Origin of the sequence: Citrobacter sp. RHBSTW-00986, assembly GCF_013783065.1 — a bacterium.
GTDB lineage: Bacteria > Pseudomonadota > Gammaproteobacteria > Enterobacterales > Enterobacteriaceae > Citrobacter > Citrobacter braakii.
Genome location: NZ_CP056201.1, coordinates 24,698 through 40,122, shown reverse-complemented (window position 1 = coordinate 40,122; position 15,425 = coordinate 24,698). Strand labels below are relative to the sequence as shown.

At 57.4% G+C, this 15,425-nt stretch carries 10 protein-coding genes and 7 pseudogenes; 2 read left to right on the top strand and 15 right to left on the bottom strand.

The window, feature by feature from the left end:
- Nucleotides 1-35 precede the first annotated feature (35 nt).
- Together HV345_RS24010 and betT are read right to left on the bottom strand one after the other, a co-directional pair.
- Nucleotides 36-1,328, bottom strand: coding sequence for a DUF2254 domain-containing protein (locus HV345_RS24010; protein ID WP_023304011.1), 1,293 nt, complete (start codon nt 1,326-1,328; stop codon nt 36-38).
- A 63-nt stretch (nt 1,329-1,391) separates the two neighbouring features.
- Nucleotides 1,392-3,272, bottom strand: a pseudogene (gene betT / locus HV345_RS24005) (choline BCCT transporter BetT); the annotation flags it as partial.
- A 44-nt stretch (nt 3,273-3,316) separates the two neighbouring features.
- On the opposite strand from betT, the gene HV345_RS24000 reads away from it, so the two are divergent.
- A protein-coding gene (locus tag HV345_RS24000; RefSeq protein WP_226683650.1) for an IS1 family transposase occupies nt 3,317-4,014 on the top strand; the annotation gives its coding sequence in 2 pieces (ribosomal slippage) (nt 3,317-3,566 and nt 3,566-4,014; 699 coding nt in all).
- Here the strand turns inward: HV345_RS24000 and HV345_RS23995 are convergent.
- Nucleotides 4,011-4,610, bottom strand: a pseudogene (locus HV345_RS23995) (IS110 family transposase); the annotation flags it as partial. The gene HV345_RS24000 and the pseudogene HV345_RS23995 sit on opposite strands and share 4 nt — an antisense overlap.
- Before the next feature lie 192 nt (nt 4,611-4,802).
- Here HV345_RS23995 and HV345_RS23990 point away from each other — a divergent pair.
- Nucleotides 4,803-5,198: pseudogene (locus tag HV345_RS23990) on the top strand (IS5/IS1182 family transposase); the annotation flags it as partial.
- Between the two features lie 224 nt (nt 5,199-5,422).
- On the opposite strand, the gene HV345_RS23985 reads toward HV345_RS23990, so the two are convergent.
- From HV345_RS23985 to HV345_RS23930, 12 genes and pseudogenes are all read right to left on the bottom strand, one after another.
- Complete coding sequence (locus HV345_RS23985; protein ID WP_023304016.1) at nt 5,423-6,574, bottom strand: S1C family serine protease; 1,152 nt, start codon at nt 6,572-6,574, stop codon at nt 5,423-5,425.
- Nucleotides 6,575-6,598: 24 nt separating this feature from the next.
- Nucleotides 6,599-7,564: a zinc metalloprotease HtpX gene (locus tag HV345_RS23980; protein ID WP_181636722.1), complete on the bottom strand. Its 966-nt coding sequence runs from the start codon at nt 7,562-7,564 to the stop codon at nt 6,599-6,601.
- Entirely contained in the window at nt 7,542-8,039 is a 498-nt protein-coding gene (psiE-GI, locus tag HV345_RS23975; RefSeq protein ID WP_001514138.1) for a heat resistance protein PsiE-GI, read from the bottom strand. The genes HV345_RS23980 and psiE-GI overlap by 23 nt, the downstream gene beginning before the upstream one ends.
- Nucleotides 8,036-9,750, bottom strand: a pseudogene (kefB-GI, locus tag HV345_RS23970) (heat resistance system K+/H+ antiporter KefB-GI). The gene psiE-GI and the pseudogene kefB-GI overlap by 4 nt, the downstream one beginning before the upstream one ends.
- A gap of 3 nt (nt 9,751-9,753) precedes the next feature.
- Nucleotides 9,754-10,194, bottom strand: coding sequence for a heat resistance system thioredoxin Trx-GI (gene trx-GI / locus HV345_RS23965; RefSeq protein WP_000786816.1), 441 nt, complete (start codon nt 10,192-10,194; stop codon nt 9,754-9,756).
- Complete coding sequence (locus tag HV345_RS23960; protein ID WP_023304019.1) at nt 10,184-11,329, bottom strand: hypothetical protein; 1,146 nt, start codon at nt 11,327-11,329, stop codon at nt 10,184-10,186. Before HV345_RS23960 ends, trx-GI begins: the two co-directional genes overlap by 11 nt.
- Before the next feature lie 79 nt (nt 11,330-11,408).
- Nucleotides 11,409-12,018 (bottom strand): annotated as a pseudogene (gene hdeD-GI, locus HV345_RS23955) (heat resistance membrane protein HdeD-GI).
- A gap of 89 nt (nt 12,019-12,107) precedes the next feature.
- Nucleotides 12,108-12,995 carry a heat resistance protein YfdX2 gene (gene yfdX2, locus HV345_RS23950; RefSeq protein ID WP_181636721.1) on the bottom strand — a complete coding sequence of 296 codons (888 nt, stop codon included), beginning with the start codon at nt 12,993-12,995 and terminating at the stop codon, nt 12,108-12,110.
- A gap of 102 nt (nt 12,996-13,097) precedes the next feature.
- Nucleotides 13,098-14,011 (bottom strand): annotated as a pseudogene (yfdX1, locus tag HV345_RS23945) (heat resistance protein YfdX1).
- A gap of 22 nt (nt 14,012-14,033) precedes the next feature.
- Nucleotides 14,034-14,492, bottom strand: a complete 459-nt coding sequence (gene hsp20-GI, locus HV345_RS23940; protein WP_001275372.1) for a small heat shock protein sHSP20-GI — start codon at nt 14,490-14,492, stop codon at nt 14,034-14,036.
- Between the two features lie 87 nt (nt 14,493-14,579).
- Nucleotides 14,580-14,771, bottom strand: a complete 192-nt coding sequence (locus HV345_RS23935; protein WP_004118789.1) for a hypothetical protein — start codon at nt 14,769-14,771, stop codon at nt 14,580-14,582.
- Nucleotides 14,771-15,407: pseudogene (locus HV345_RS23930) on the bottom strand (ATP-dependent metallopeptidase FtsH/Yme1/Tma family protein); the annotation flags it as partial. The pseudogene HV345_RS23930 and the gene HV345_RS23935, both read right to left, overlap by 1 nt.
- Nucleotides 15,408-15,425 lie beyond the last annotated feature (18 nt).

Genomic DNA, 15,425 nt, shown 5'->3' with positions numbered 1-15,425 from the left:
CCCTCTGGGATGCGCTCCGGATGAATATGATGATCTCATATCAGGAACTTGTTCGCACCTTCCTTAGGATTTTCGCCACTGAATAAATTATAATAAATTGATTTTATAAGATATTCGTCATGGGCTATATGACCAGTACGAGTTGCATGCTCTAATGTTTCAGATGCCAGTATATGTGCGGCTTCAGCAAACATCCCAGGCCAACCCTTACTCAGCATAGACAGTCCTTTAAGGACTCTTATCTGAATCTCCCTCATACTCGCACCATCACGTGCAACAGGTAAGAAAAAGTCTTCCAGTAGGTCTTTGATCTGAAGTGGCGCAACATGTACTGAAGGATATATCACTTCAGTTTCATCTATTTTATTCTGCGCGTAAGCGGAGAGTATTCGAACACCTCTGCCAATGACATCAATCGCAGTACCGGGATCGTTTACTGCGGGCGAAAGGGCCCTGCAGGCTATTTCGGCCATGACGCTGAGACAGAATCGGGGATCCTGAGCAAATGAACGCACATCCGAGACAATGATCGTTTCAAGTAAATCGGTACAGATTGATGACTCCTGACCAGAACTCAGGTACAAAACTGGCATCGATGGATGTATGAAACTGCCTGGCTGCGCCACAAGATATACATGACGAGGATCATTGCTCAGCAGACTGCCGAGCTTGACCATGTCAATATATTCAACATAGCCAATTTTCTCCGGATATACGGCAACAGTTCCTTTTGGTTGTTCATTGTTCTCAAGCCATGGATATCCGCCAAGACATGGACTTTTTGCTCTCGCAATAAATGTCTCGATCGCCGCCTGTTCTACTTTTGCTGTTGTCTCACCTACCCTGCCCAGAGAGGTCAAATGCTGTATCCAGCGAAGCAATGTGATGATTATTAAGGCAATGACAACCAGTGTTACAATGAATAAAATGACTCTACCCCTTTCTCCGTAGGCTCCCATATTGAGGGCAATAATCCCTACCAGGCTGAAGAGAAAAGAACCGATAAAAGTGGCCAGTACATTTTGTGTGGTTACGTCTTCTACAACTAAACGCGTGGCTCTGGGCGTCACATTAGTAGTGGCTGAACCGTAAGCGGTGACCATGATACTCAGTGAAAATGTGGTCACCGCCAGCATACTCGATGCCAGTATGTTCAGAATATTATCAACTGCTTCCGCACCAACCTTCACTGATACTGACTCTGGGATCATTGATCTAAAAAGAATAGATAAAAGGGCCGTTATTATTGCTACCATTGCAAATAACGTTGCCCTGAACCATAGCTTTTTAAGTGTCTGCCTGAGAATCCATTGCCAGCGTAAAATCATTCAGCATATCCTTGTATTAAGTTCGGGAAAATAAATGCCGCCCGGCAGGACGGCATTTTTGTATTAACGAACGAGGTGCAGGAAGTGCAGGTGTTTTTCGTACTGGTCCAGTATGTCATTAATCAGCTGTTCCTGATTCCAGCCCATCACATCATAGTTTTGACCGCCTTCTTTCAGATAGACCTCAGCGCGATAATATCGATGTTGCTCAACCTGCTGCTCGTCATTGTCCATTGCAGCCATGGCGAAAGCCGGTGAGTTATAGCCACGAAGTCTCACTTCATAAATAAAGTTCAGCTCATTGCCCAAATCGACTTCAAGCCGAATTCGTTCGTCATCAGTATCACTTATATGGCTTATCGTTCCCTGTTTATTCAGTTCTTCCTGAACCAGCGTCATGGCGGGCTGGATAACGTCGCCCATAAAGCGTTTCACAAGAGAGCGCTTTGGCAGATAAGCGATATTGCGCAAGCGTCTCTGCCATGGAATCGGGTTACGCGCTGCAGTCGGAGCAATAGTCGCCATGCTCAGGCTTTCACGCTTGGTCAAATCCCGACGCAGGGCTTTTAATAATCCGTATATGGATATCAGTAAAATCACTGAGAAAGGTAATGCGCTCGCTATTGTCACGGTTTGCAGCGCGCTCAGTCCCCCCGCAATCAGCAGTGCGATTGCCACAATCCCTATGAGCGAGGCCCAGAAAATTCGCTGCCATACAGGCGTGTTAGCGACGCCACCCGATGCCAGCGTATCAACAACCATTGCCCCGGAGTCAGCCGAGGTGACAAAGAAGACAATGACCATCGCCATTGCAATAAATGACAGCACGGAAGAAAACGGGAAATGCTCCAGGAAATTAAACAGGGCCAGCGCGACATCCTGCTGAACGGTATTGGCGAGATCAGCCGCCCCCTGGTGCATAATGAGATAGATTGCGCTGTTACCAAACACCGTCATCCACATGAGCGTGAAGCCGGCGGGAACAAACAGCACGCCGGTGACAAACTCGCGAATGGTTCGACCGCGCGAGACTCTTGCGATGAACATCCCCACAAACGGCGACCATGAAAGCCACCATCCCCAGTACAGTAATGTCCAGCCCCCCAGCCAGTTGCTCGACTTAGGTTCATACGCATAAAGGTTAAAAGTTTTACTCACCAGTTCAGAAAGATAACCGCCCGTATTTTCCACAAATGACTTCAGCAGAAGCACGGTTGGTCCCAGACACAGGACCAGCGCCAGCAGCAGCACTGCCAGGCCCAGGTTGAGCTCAGACAGTATACGTATTCCCTTGTCCAGGCCGGACACCACCGAAATCGTCGCTAAACCAGTGATGACAACGATTAGAATCACCTGCACCGTTTCATTAATAGGCACCCCGAAAAGATGATTCAAACCAGCATTCACCTGCAAAACACCGTACCCCAGCGATGTCGCAACGCCAAAGACGGTGCCAATAACGGCGAAAATATCAACCGCATGGCCTACAGGTCCGTATATGCGCTCGCCAATAATGGGATAAAGTGCGGAACGCAGCGTTAAAGGCAGACCGTGACGGTAACTGAAAAAGGCCAGGATCAGTGCCACAATGGCATAGATTGCCCATGCGTGCAGGCCCCAGTGGAAGAACGTCAGGCGCATTGCTTCCTTCGCTGCCGCAATGGTCTCTGGAGTGCCGACAGGAGGTGAAAGATAATGCATCACAGGTTCAGCAACGCCAAAGAACATCAGGCCGATCCCCATCCCTGCCGAGAAAAGCATCGCAAACCAGGAGTGATAGCTAAAATCAGGCTGCGCATGGTCCGGACCCAGTTTGATATCACCGTAGCGTGAGAGTCCCAGGAACGAGACACTCAGTAGAATCAGGGCCACTGCAAGGATGTAGAACCAGCTGGCATTCGTGAAGATTTGTTGCTGAAGTAGTTTAAAATTTGGTGATGCTGCCAACTTACTGATTTAGTGTATGATGGTGTTTTTGAGGTGCTCCAGTGGCTTCTGTTTCTATCAGCTGTCCCTCCTGTTCAGCTACTGACGGGGTGGTGCGTAACGGCAAAAGCACTGCCGGACATCAGCGCTATCTCTGCTCTCACTGCCGTAAAACATGGCAACTGCAGTTCACTTACACCGCTTCTCAACCCGGTACGCACCAGAAAATCATTGATATGGCCATGAATGGTGTTGGATGCCGGGCAACCGCCCGCATTATGGGCGTTGGCCTCAACACGATTTTACGTCACTTAAAAAACTCAGGCCGCAGTCGGTAACCTCGCGCATACAGCCGGGCAGTGATGTGATTGTCTGCGCTGAAATGGACGAACAGTGGGGCTACGTCGGTGCTAAATCACGTCAGCGCTGGCTGTTTTACGCGTATGACAGGATACGGAGGACGATTGTGGCGCACGTCTTCGGTGAACGCACTCTGGCCACACTGGAGCGACTTCTGAGCCTGCTGTCGGCCTTTGAGGTCGTGGTATGGATGACGGATGGCTGGCCGCTGTATGAATCCCGCCTGAAGGGAAAGCTGCACGTTATCAGCAAGCGTTACACTCAGCGCATTGAGCGACATAACCTGAATCTGAGACAACATCTGGCAAGGCTGGGACGGAAGTCACTGTCGTTCTCAAAATCGGTGGAGCTGCATGACAAGGTCATCGGGCATTATCTGAACATAAAACACTATCAGTAAGTTGGAGTCATTACCGGGCTGGCTTTGATATGTGCTTTTATCTGCCGCTCGATATTACTTACCTCCTCGCGCAGAAGCTGCGCCATACGCCTGCAGGAACTGATAATATCTGCAGGTGTGTCTGTCGACAGGTATTTTTCCAGCCTGTTCTCCTCACGCAGGGCATCACCCAGCAGAACATCCCGCCGTCGCAGGAGTGCACCGAGATATCTGATTTCGGGTGCCGGCGGCTCCCAGCGGTGTGGCTTCTTAAGGAATGCGTAACAGGCCAGCATATACGCATCCACCTTATCCGTTTTTGTCATGATTCCCATGCCACGCGCAAACTCCCGACTACGGTGAGGGTTGGCCAGAGAAACCCGGAAACCGGCATCATGTAATTCAGTGGCCAGCCGTTCGTGATAAACACCGGTAGCTTCCATTACCACATGAACATCTTCCGGACTGCAATGTTGAAGCCTGAGCCAGCGAAGAATATTTTCAACTGAATGTCTGTTATTCTGGATGTTACGGGTTTTTATGCGTCCTTTGATACCGTCATAAAGCATGCAAAGATCCAGGGTGTTTTTACTTACGTCAATGCCGACTGGAAACATGGTCAAACTCCTCTCACATAAACCGTCACGCCTGTTCGCCTTGTACATACGGAGTCGAGCTCCCGATAACCGTTCAACCTGATGTGCTGGCGTGAAAGGTGAAGCGGTGCCGACTTTTCTGACCTTAAGGGAAGGGGGCGGCTCACTCTGCTTCAGTGGTGGTAGCTAATCACCACAAACTGTTAGATACAAGCCACCGTGGCGGATGTCACCCAGGTCGACAAACTGCTGCACGGCGACGAGAACGTCGTCTGCGCCGATGACGGCTACACAGGCGTCGAAAAGCGCTCCGAGCATGCCGACCGAGAAGTGATCTGGCAGGTCGCAGCACGCCGCAGCACCTACAAGATGCTCGATAAACGCAGCGCCCTGTACAAAGCCAAGCGCAAGATCGAGAAGGCCAAGGCGCAAGTGCGAGCGAAGGTAGAGCCCCCGTTTCGCGTGATCAAGCGGCAGTTCGGCTACACCAAGGTACGTTTCCGAGGGCTGGTGAAGAACACTGCACAACTGGTGACGCTGTTTGCCCTGTCGAACCTATGGATGGCCCGCCGACATTTGCTGGCAAGCGCAGGAGAGGTGCGCCTGTAATGCGGAAAATGGCCGTCGCAAGGTGCTCGCGACGGCTGAAAGCACCGAAATGAGCGAGTGATCCGATCGTTTTTGATCGGTTCACCGCTTTCAAAATCAGCAGTGGCTGAAGCCAGCCGGAAATACAGGGCTACTTCAGACCATCCCTAGCTAGGGCTCGTAGTTCGGCGCAAGGCTGAAGTCGCTTGGCTGCTTCGCTGTGCAGATCCATGACCCACTTTCCATCAAACTCCCGGTTGTAGTTCCACAAGCATCTCGCGAGTCTTGCCGGCCCGCTCCACTAACAAGACCACAACATCTCCAACGTTCTTGTCGTCTAGCCGGGCCTGTAATGTGGTGACGTCGTCAACGGCGATACCGTCGATGCTGATAACGCGATCGCCGGGCACGATGCCGCCTGCGGTGACCTCGACGCCGACGAGCCCGGCCCTGTGCGCCGCCGAGCCCGGCGTCACGCGCAATACGAATACGCCCTTACTGCCGGTCAGCGCCTGCAGACGCGCGTTGAGCTGCTCATCCACCTCGATGCCCAGCGCCGGACGGATGTACTTGCCGGTCTTTATGAGTTGCGGCACCACGCGCATGACGGTATCGACCGGCACCGCAAAGCCTATGCCGGCCGAGGCGCCAGACGGACTGTAGATGGCGGTATTGATGCCGATCAGCCGCCCAGCCGAATCGAGCAGCGGGCCACCGGAATTGCCGGGGTTGATGGCGGCGTCGGTCTGGATCAGGTGATCGATGGCCGGGCCGCCCGCTTCTCCCGGCAACGAGCGGTCGAGCGCGGAGACGATACCAGTGGTGAGCGTCCAGTCCAGGCCGAAGGGGTTGCCGATAGCAAACACCTTCTGACCCACCTTGAGGTCGGCACTGGTGCCGACCGGCACGGCCGGCGGGCGCTTGAAACCGACGCCGATCTTGAGCACGGCGATGTCGTGCGCGGGGCTCGTCCCCACCAGCGCGGCCTGGTAGTCGCGGCCGTCGGCCAGTTTGACGGTGGCTTCGGACGCGCCCTGGATGACGTGGAAGTTGGTGACGACGTGGCCGGCGTCGTCCCAGATGAAGCCCGAGCCAGTGCCGCGCGGCACGGAGAACACGTTGCGCGTCCAGACATCGCGTACTAATTGCGCGGTGGTGATGTAGACCACCGAGGCGCGTGATTTTTCGAACAGTTCGATGGTGGTTTTCTCGTCCGCCGCCAGATCGCCACGCGCCATCACGGTGCGTTCTGCTGCCTCGCGCGGACTGAACCAGGCCTCGATGGCGGGCAGAAACTGCCACAGCAGCATGAGCGCGGCAATACAGGCGGTGATGAAGAGCCAGCGCCGGACGAAGCGGTCCGGCGCGGGGCGTTGGTACGGGTCGAGATAGGCCATGAGACGTCTCCTGTTGATGGGCAATCAGCGCCACAGCCCGCTCGGGCGCCAGCGCGGTGGGCGCGTCGCCAAAGCGGATTCCGGCAAAAAATGGGGCGCGCGGAGTGGCAACGCTGATGCTGGCCCAGGCGCCAACGTCAGCAGGCGTGCGATGCGCTCTTGCGTTGCCGGACGCGTGCGCAAGCAGGAGGGCTCGGGATTGCCCCATCCCGGCCATAGCCAGGCACGCCAGGAGCGGCTGACCCGCTCGATTTTCGCCAGCGCGGACGCCAGCCCCTGCGGGTCGCCAGTCAGTTCCGCCGCAAGGCGGTCAGCGTCGAACTCACGCACGCGAGACAAGCCGAGCTGTGCGAGCAGGGCCAGTTGGGGCGATGCGGCCAATAACAATAGACCAGGCCAATAGACCTCCGCCGCGCCAACCAGCAGCGCGGGCAGGCTGAGCAGGATCGCGATCTGTCCCATAAGGGCCAGTAGGCACGTGAGGCGACTGACGGAATCTGCCAGCCCCATGACACGCAGATCCTCATTAGCGATGTGCGCGACCTCGTGCGCGAACACACCCGCCAGCTCGCGTGGGCTCAGGCTGCGCAGCAGGCCATCGGTGAGGGCGAACGATGCCTCCTGCTTCGATCCGGTGGCGAAGGCGTTGACGACGGCACTGGGCATATAGTGCGGCACCGGCGTGGCGGGCAAACCGGCACGGGCGGGCAGCTCGCGCAACAGGGCCCACATCTCGTGGGCTTGTTGCGGGTGCAAGGTCCGTACGCGGTACAGGCGCGAGCTCAGCGCCGACGCGGCTACCGGGTCCAGCAGCAACGCACCTGCAACGGCAAACAGCGCGAGCCACAGGCAGCCTTCCCCAAATGGCAGTCTCCCTGCTGCGGCTGCGATCCCGACCAGGGTCAGGACCAACAGCCCGGTCTGCAGGCGGTTGAGCCAGCGGTGTTGCAAGAGCACAGTGCGCGGATCACTCGGATGATGACGGGTCATGCTCAGAGGTCTCGGCGGCGCGGTCGCCGCGCTTGCGCAGCAGCCAGTAGGTCGCACCCAGAGCCAGCGTGGCGCCTGCCAGCGCGGCTATCTTTGCGGGGCTCGCGTCGGAGTCGAGGATCACGAACTTGCGGGAGAGTGCGATCACCGCGATCAGGACCACCGTCTTAACCTGGATGATGCTGTCCCGACGCAGCGCCACGCGCACGATGGAATGCTTGAACTCCATCGCGATCAAGAGCGTCATGATCATGCCGAACACGCTCTGGAATACCTTGTGGTCCAGGGGATTGAAGGCATCGAGAACCAGCAGCGTGAAGACGATGGAGATGAGCTGGAACAGCGACACCATGATGATGACGGCGATCACCGCCGACAGCACGAGCGCGACGACCTGCTCGAAGCGCTCGTAAAAACTCATGATGGCCAATTGGTCACGCAAGACCTGAAATGGGTTAAGGCGTTTTGATTTCATGACGATGAATTCCCTGGAAAACGGCTGCTGTCGAGACGGCGGCGCATTGCGCTGATGTGTCCTTCAATCAGCTCGGTCGACATGCCAAGCGTCGACATCACCTGTTCCGCCAGCCCAATAGCTGCGGCAAAGGATTGCTGATACACGCGCACGTTAGGCATGGCGCGAAATGCATCGGCCGCGGTCGTACTTCTGCATGACACCCACAAGGTTAGCGCCGGACGGCGCTCGGCAATCGCCTGGGCGATGCGCAACGCTTGCTGGGCATGGGCGAACGTTAGCACCACCAAGTGCGCATGCGTCAAGCCGGCAGCCAGCAAGGTATCGGGCCGACTGGCATCGCCATGGAACACCGGCGCGCCGGCGGCACGCGCGGCCTCGACCTTCTGCGCGTCCGCCTCCAGCAGCAGATGCGCCACGCCGGCGTGGCGAAGAATCTCGCTGACTGTCAGGCCAAGCTCGCCCGCGCCGCAAACGATGACATGGTCTCGATATCGCGTCGTCTGCGCGGCGATCTCGACTTCTTCAGCCTGGGGTGGCTGAATGACGCCGCCGGTGCGGCTCAAGAACCGGGCAAGTACATCGTGATGGCGGATCAGTAGCGGTGCCAGGGCCATGCTGAGCACCAGCGCGACCAGCATGGGTTGGACGACGGTCGCGGGGATCAGATGCTGCTGCAAGACCGTGCCCAACAACAGCAGGGCGAACTCGCCGCCGTGCCCCAACGCTATGCCCGTGCGCCAGGCATCGAGGGCGGACAGGCGCGTCGCCCGCAAGGCCAGCGTATTGAGCAGGATCTTGACCGGTACCAGCACCACCAGCCACGCCAGCACCGCCAGCGGTGCCGAAAGAATCTGTGCTGCGTCCAGTTGCAGGCCGATGGTCACGAAGAACACGCCCGACAACACATCGCGAAACGGCCTGAGGTGGCTTTCCATGTGGTGCCGGAAGTCGCTCTCGCCCAGCACCATCCCGGCGAGGAAGGCCCCCAGGGCGGCGGATACGCCGACCGCGTGCGCAGCGGCGGCGGCAGCCACCACCACGCACAAGGAGACGAGCACGAACGATTCCTCGTGGCCCCGCCGCGCCACCCAGCCCAGCAGGCCATGCAACAGACGGCGCGAGGCGAGGGCCGCTGCCGCGAACAGCAGCAGCACACCGAATACTTCGAGCAGCACATGCTCGATCTTCGGCGACTCGCCGCGCGCCCAGATCGCCAGCAAGGCCAGCAGGGGCACGCTGGCCAGGTCCTGAAAGACCAGCACGGCGATGGCACTGCGTCCGTGGCGGGTGGTGAGCTCGCCTTGGTCGGCCAGTTGTCGGCTGACCAGCGCCGTGGACGACATGGCCGCCGCAGTGCCGAGCAGCGCGGCGCTCTGGCCGGGCTGCCCCAGCCACATCAATAGCAGGATCAGCGGCGGGGCCACGGCGATCATCTGCAGAGCGCCCGCCATCAGCACCGTCCTGCGGGCGAGCCAGAAGTCTCCGAGGGAGAATTCCAGTCCGACCATGAACAACAGCAGCGCCACGCCCAGCTCGGACAGAAAGCTCAGCGTCTCCCCGGCGCGATCACGCCGATGACTGAGGGGCCCAGTACAACGCCGACAGAGAGATACCCCAGCAAGGCGGGCACTCTGAACGCCGCCGTCGCCATCGCCGCCAGGCTGCAAGCCGCCAGCAGGATTAGTGTAGTGCCGAGCAAGCCCTGCATCGGTCAGCGTCCCACTTGCGTCGACGTCCAGCGCACGATGTCCTGCGCGCCCATCACGCCGGCCTGACGGGCGATCTCCCGCCCACCCTGGAACAGGGCGAGCGTCGGGATGCTGCGGATACCGAACTGCGTGGCCAGGTGGGGCTCAGCCTCGGTATTCACCTTCGCCAGCCGGATCCTCGGTTCGAGCTGGTGCGCCGCTTGCTGAAACTGTGGCGCCATCATCTTGCACGGCCCGCACCATGGCGCCCAGAAATCGACCAGCAGCGGCAGATCGCTGCGCTCCACGTGGCGCGAGAACGTCGCCGTAGTCAACTCGATGGGCTCGCCCGTGAACAAGGGCTGCTGGCAGCGGCCACAGTTGGGATGTTCCGATAGCTTCGCAGTCGGTACGCGGTTGATGGACTGGCAATGCGGGCAGACAAGGTGAAGATCATTCTTCATGGTTCGCCTCCTTGGACCACAGTGAGGCTGCCTCGTTTCGGGTCACAGACAATGCCGACCAATCAACGCCTTGGAGCCAATCGTTCCCGTTTTTGCTTACTCCGGCCTCTTCCAGATGAGCAGCGATGAATGCTTCGGCCTGCATGAGCCACCTTCGGACAGCATCTTCCTTACTAGGAATCAGCAGGATTTCAGAGACGCTGCTGGCATTCAGCCCGTCCACACGGATAAGCAGAAAAATGCGCCGCCACAAACGCGGCATGTCCTTCAGCAGGTCAAATGCAAAAGCGAACTCGCTCGACCGATCAATCAGCTCCTCCTGTTCCGCGATCGTTGCGACATCGGGATGCTGACTGCCAGCGAAAATATCGGCCAGCTTGAGTGTGTCATCGTGCTGATAAAATTCGAAGATTTCCTCTTCCACCATGGCCTCGGCCACGTCTTGGGCATCCGGTTCGACCGGCGCGTCCAGAGAAACGGATTCGCCAAATTGCCGGCTGCTTGCCACTTCGTTATCCAGGACGGCGAACAGATGCTTCAAAAGACCGGTGTAAGCCTCTTTTTCCCCCGGCACGGATTGCCATTCCACCTTAGCTCGGACAATCGCTTCATCCACCACGTCGCGCAGCGTCGGATAATCGCACGGTAAATCGCCGACGGCCCGCAGATAAGCCAGCTCACGCCTTGCGACAGCCTCAAGTTTCGACAGTAGAGGCATTTGGGTCACCTCGGCCTCATGGGCGGCTGATGCGGGTTTTGCGGCAATCCGCACCTTGAGCTCGCGCAAGCGCTCGCGTCGTGCTTTGCGCTTGATTTGATCCTGAGCATGCAGTCGGTCAAAATGCTTCTTGGCCTGACGGAACAACGACTGTGCGAGCATCTGCGCGAGGGGCGTCAGCTCGTTATGTGATGCAGTAACGCTGACAATCTTTTTGCCGGGCAGGTGCATATAGCCACTGGCCAGAAATTGCCGCTTGATCTTGTCGCGATCAAGGACGATTTGAAGTCGCGCTGAATCTTTAGTGTGTTTGTCGAGCAATGGCTTGAGGGCGTGCTCGATCACATTTCCCAAAGCTCTCTGCCAAGGTTCATGAAACTCTTTGTCGATAGCTCGATAGCTATATTGTATCTGCATGTATGACTCCTTCGATGTCATTTCTATGGAGGCATGAATCGAGGATGCTCATATCCATAGATTTTGGTTTGGCACGCTCTTACCCCAGGCGCGTTTTGCGAAGACTCCAACTCAAGAACAAAAGCGTGACGCCATAGACTGCCGCATGGAAACCCAACAGCCAGCCTGCGGCCACGAATGACTCGACCGGACGGGTAAAAAATATCCACAAGACGATAGCACCAAGGATAATCGAGAGCAGTCCACTGAGGGCAAGCCAGATTTCACCCTTGATTTCCCGACGCAGCCGAACGGCGGCGGATATCTCCAGCACACCGGTGAAAATCGCCCAGAAGCCCACGCTAGCCCATAAAAAAGAAGCCAAGACTATCGTGGCGACCCAAGGAGCAAAGGACGACGACGCCCGTAAGTATGCCGACAATGCCGCTGAACAGCAGCCAGCCCCAGCGCTCTTTTTTCTGGATATGGCGCACCGCTGCAAACAAGTTGAACGCGCCATTGACCAAGGAAAATGCGCCGAACATGATGGTCATGGCCAACAGAGCCGATTGTGGCATCCAGAACGCGAGGGCTGCAAAAATCAATGCCAAGACACCGCGCAGCACAAAAAGCCACCAATTTTGGCTCAGCGAACACAGTGCTTTGGTGGGGTCATCCGCATTGGAATTGGCGATGGTGTCTGTGTTCATGCAATATCTCCTAAAGATCTATACAAAATAAAAAATCAAACACTCATGGGACAAGAGAGGGGGCGCTATGCGCCCCCTCTCCAGCGGTTTCAGAACAACCTGGACAGTTTTGCCTTGACTTCATCGAGCCAGCCTTTTCCGCAGCCTCCCCCTCCCGTCTTTTCCTTGATTTTCTTGAGTTCAGCGTACAGGGGCTCAAAGTCCTTCCTTTTTCCATAGCCCAGCAGTTCTGCCATTTCCAACTGCTGCCGGGCTTCGTTCAACAATGTCTCCAGGCGCTCATTGGATGCTTCGCTGCGCTGACCATCTTCTACCGGGGGCTCGGCGCGCTTCAGGAGCAGCTTCGCACGCAGGACGGGCAGCGGAAGCACGCTGCGCTCCTCGACCAGCGTGCTGAGCGCTGACTGCAGCGCGGCTTTGGCTTCTTCGATCTTGCCCTGATCGATCAGCGGCACGACTGCCTTCACGGCTGCGGGATAGGACGCCAAAGGGATGTTGGTGACCGTGATCACGATTTCACTGGCCAGCAAAGCCAGCACGTGGCGAGCCTGTTGCACCTCGCCATGTTTGAGGGCATCCAGCGCCTCGTCGGTCATCGCCTCAATGGTTTCCGTGTTGGCGAACAAGTCGTGCACGATGGTGCGCACATCAACGCCGGCCAGGGCGAGCGTGGGTTCGCGCGCGACGATCAGCTCCAGCTTTCCCGTCACTTCGGCCAGCGTTGCCAATGCGCGTGCAGTGTCCTTGCCGTCAAGTGCGGCCAGCGCTGATTTGGTCAGCGACAAGGCCGAGACTGCCTCATCGAGGACTTGTTTACGTTTGTCTGCCGCCTGTGAGTCCGTTTCTTTCTGAACCTCAGGCTGTACCTCCGTGACGACTTCAGGCTTGGACTCTGGACTGACAGGAAGGCTGCTTACCGCGGCCTGTTCGTTTATTCCTTCGTTCGTCGCATTGGGATTCGGTGTTTGCTCATTCATGGTGATATGCCTCGTATGAGATAGTGAAAATAGGCGAATCTATTGGGGCTGAATGCGAACATCGCGAGACTGACCGGCAGAGCAGTCAGCCCCTTCATCACCTCAAAACAGCTTTTGGATGCGCGTCTTCAACTCGTCGAACCATCCCTTGCCGCTTTTGCCACCAGCCGACTTTTGCTCAATGGACTTCACCTGATCGAAGATGGGTTTGAAGTCCGCCTTCTTGCCATAACCCGGGATCTGCGCCATCTCGATCTCCGTGCGCACGGACGACAGCAAGGTGCTGAGCTCCTCGTTCTGCTTGGCATCGCGCCTGTCGGTCTCGGCCAGCTTTTCAGCTTTTGCCATCGCGGCTTCGGCCCGTAGCACGGGCAGAGGAAAGGCGACCGAGGTCACCACCAGCGTGTTCAGTGCTCGGACGAGTTCCGCTTTGGCGTTGTCGATCTCGCCGCTGTCGATGAGCCGTGCGGCCGACTTGATCGCTGCCGGGTACGTTGCCATCGGAAGGTTGTCGGTTTGGATTACGATTTCGCTGGCCAGATTGGCAACGATGGGCCGGGCCTTTTGCACCTCGCCATCACCCAACAACTCCCGAGACAACTTGACCGCTTTCTTTACCGATTCCACGTTGGCGTGGATATCGTGGGTGATGACGCGTACATCGACCGGCGCTAAAGCAAGTTTGGCGTCGCGTGCCAATACCAGTTCCAGCTTTCCGCTGGCCAGTTCCAGCGCAGCAAGCGCCTCCTTGGTATTCTTTGCATCAAGGAGGGTCAAAGCCTCTCGGGTCTTGGTGAGCGCCGTGATGGCGTCTTGAGTGAGCTCGGCACGCTTTTTATCGGCTTCCCGGGCGGCCTTGTCATCTACCTGTGGCTGTGCCGCCTTGGATGCGGCAGAGGGTGCTGCAGCACTGGGCTAGAACCTGCCGCCGATTGGGCCAGAGCCGGTCCGCTCAGTCCGACGACGACCGCCAGGGCAAGTGCGGAGAAGGTGTATTGTGGCTGTTTGATATTCATGATCTTGGGCTCTTGGTTGAAGTTAGTTGACTGAGATTTCAATCTGTTTCGGTTTGGCTTGCTCGGCCTTGACAAGCCGCACTTCCAGCACGCCGTCTTTCATAGAAGCCGTCACCTTGGTCGGATCAACGTTGTCAGGCAAGACAAAGCTGCGCACAAAGCGGCCATACGCACGTTCGATGCGGTGGAACTTCTTGCCCTGCTCCTCTTTTTCCAGTTTGCGCTCGCCGCTGATGGTGAGCACACCGTTTTCCGCGCTGACGCGCACGGCATCCTTGGGGACCTCCGGCAGATCCAGCTTGAGGAGGAATGCGTTCTCATCCTCGCTGATGTCCGCCATTGGTGCCCAGTCCGCCGTGGTCATGGCTTCGTTGCCGGTACGGGCGCCCTGTCGCTGGGGTATTCGTCCGAACATCGTCGCCAGGCGGTTTTGCAATTCATCCAGTTCCCGGAAGGGGTCCCACGGAGTCAATGCAGACATATCGGTTCTCCTTGAACAATGCCGACGAATTGGATGACGCACTGAACAGAGCCGTCGGTTTACTCTGAATGGCAGCTACTACTGTTTTCAGTTCCGAACAAGTCCTTGAGTCAATTGACGGATATCGCTTTCGTCGAGCGTTTCCCGCGCCAGCAGCTCGCGCGCACAGCGCTCCAGCACCGCGCGGTTGATGTCGAGAATCCGGTAGGCGCGCTCGAACACGCCCATCACGATGTCGCGGATAGCCTGATCGATGCGCGCCTGGGTCGATTCGGCCACCCGGCAACAGCCTTGGCCAGCAATGTCTTGCCGGTGCCCGGTGGGCCGACCAGCAACACGCCCTTGGGAATGCGCGCCCCGAGACGGCCATAGTCCTGCGGATTCTTCAGGAAATCGACGATCGCGACCAGCTCCGCCTTGGCCTCATCCCCCCCCCGCCACATCGGCGAACGTCACACCGGTGTTCTTTTCCACGAACACCTTGGCGCGGCTCTTACCGATGTTGAGAAACCCGCCCATGCCCTGCTTCTCGGCGAAGCGGCGGAACAGGAAGAACCAGACGCCAAAGAAGGATACCGCTGGCAGGATCCACGACAGCACATCGCTCAGCCAGGTGCTCTCCAACACGCGGGCATAGGGTACGTCGTACTTCGACAGGCGATCGGCAAGATCGGGTTCGACCCTCGTTGCCACGATCGTCGTCTTGCCCCGGCTGTCCGGAGACTTCAGGCGCCCGGTCACCGTACGATCCGACACCAGCACTTCGGCCACGCGCCCCTCGTCCAGCGCCTTCTCGAACTCGCTGTAGGGCACCGGCTCGACGGTTTTCGCCGTCTGCCAGTAGCTCTGCAAACTCAGCAACAGCAGGAGGGCAACGATCCAGTAGCCGGTATTCCATTGATTCTTTTTTTCCATGGACCGTGTTCCTCGAAA

What these genes read in the sequence shown, in the direction of transcription:
- HV345_RS23960 (WP_023304019.1), bottom strand. Translation starts at nt 11,329, where the DNA reads ATGCAGATACAATATAGCTATCGAGCTATCGACAAAGAGTTTCATGAA.
- psiE-GI (WP_001514138.1), bottom strand. Translation starts at nt 8,039, where the DNA reads ATGAAATCAAAACGCCTTAACCCATTTCAGGTCTTGCGTGACCAATTG.
- trx-GI (WP_000786816.1), bottom strand. Translation starts at nt 10,194, where the DNA reads ATGAAGAATGATCTTCACCTTGTCTGCCCGCATTGCCAGTCCATCAAC.
- hsp20-GI (WP_001275372.1), bottom strand. Translation starts at nt 14,492, where the DNA reads ATGTCTGCATTGACTCCGTGGGACCCCTTCCGGGAACTGGATGAATTG.
- yfdX2 (WP_181636721.1), bottom strand. Translation starts at nt 12,995, where the DNA reads ATGAATGAGCAAACACCGAATCCCAATGCGACGAACGAAGGAATAAAC.
- HV345_RS23985 (WP_023304016.1), bottom strand. Translation starts at nt 6,574, where the DNA reads ATGGCCTATCTCGACCCGTACCAACGCCCCGCGCCGGACCGCTTCGTC.
- HV345_RS24010 (WP_023304011.1), bottom strand. Translation starts at nt 1,328, where the DNA reads ATGATTTTACGCTGGCAATGGATTCTCAGGCAGACACTTAAAAAGCTA.
- HV345_RS23980 (WP_181636722.1), bottom strand. Translation starts at nt 7,564, where the DNA reads ATGACCCGTCATCATCCGAGTGATCCGCGCACTGTGCTCTTGCAACAC.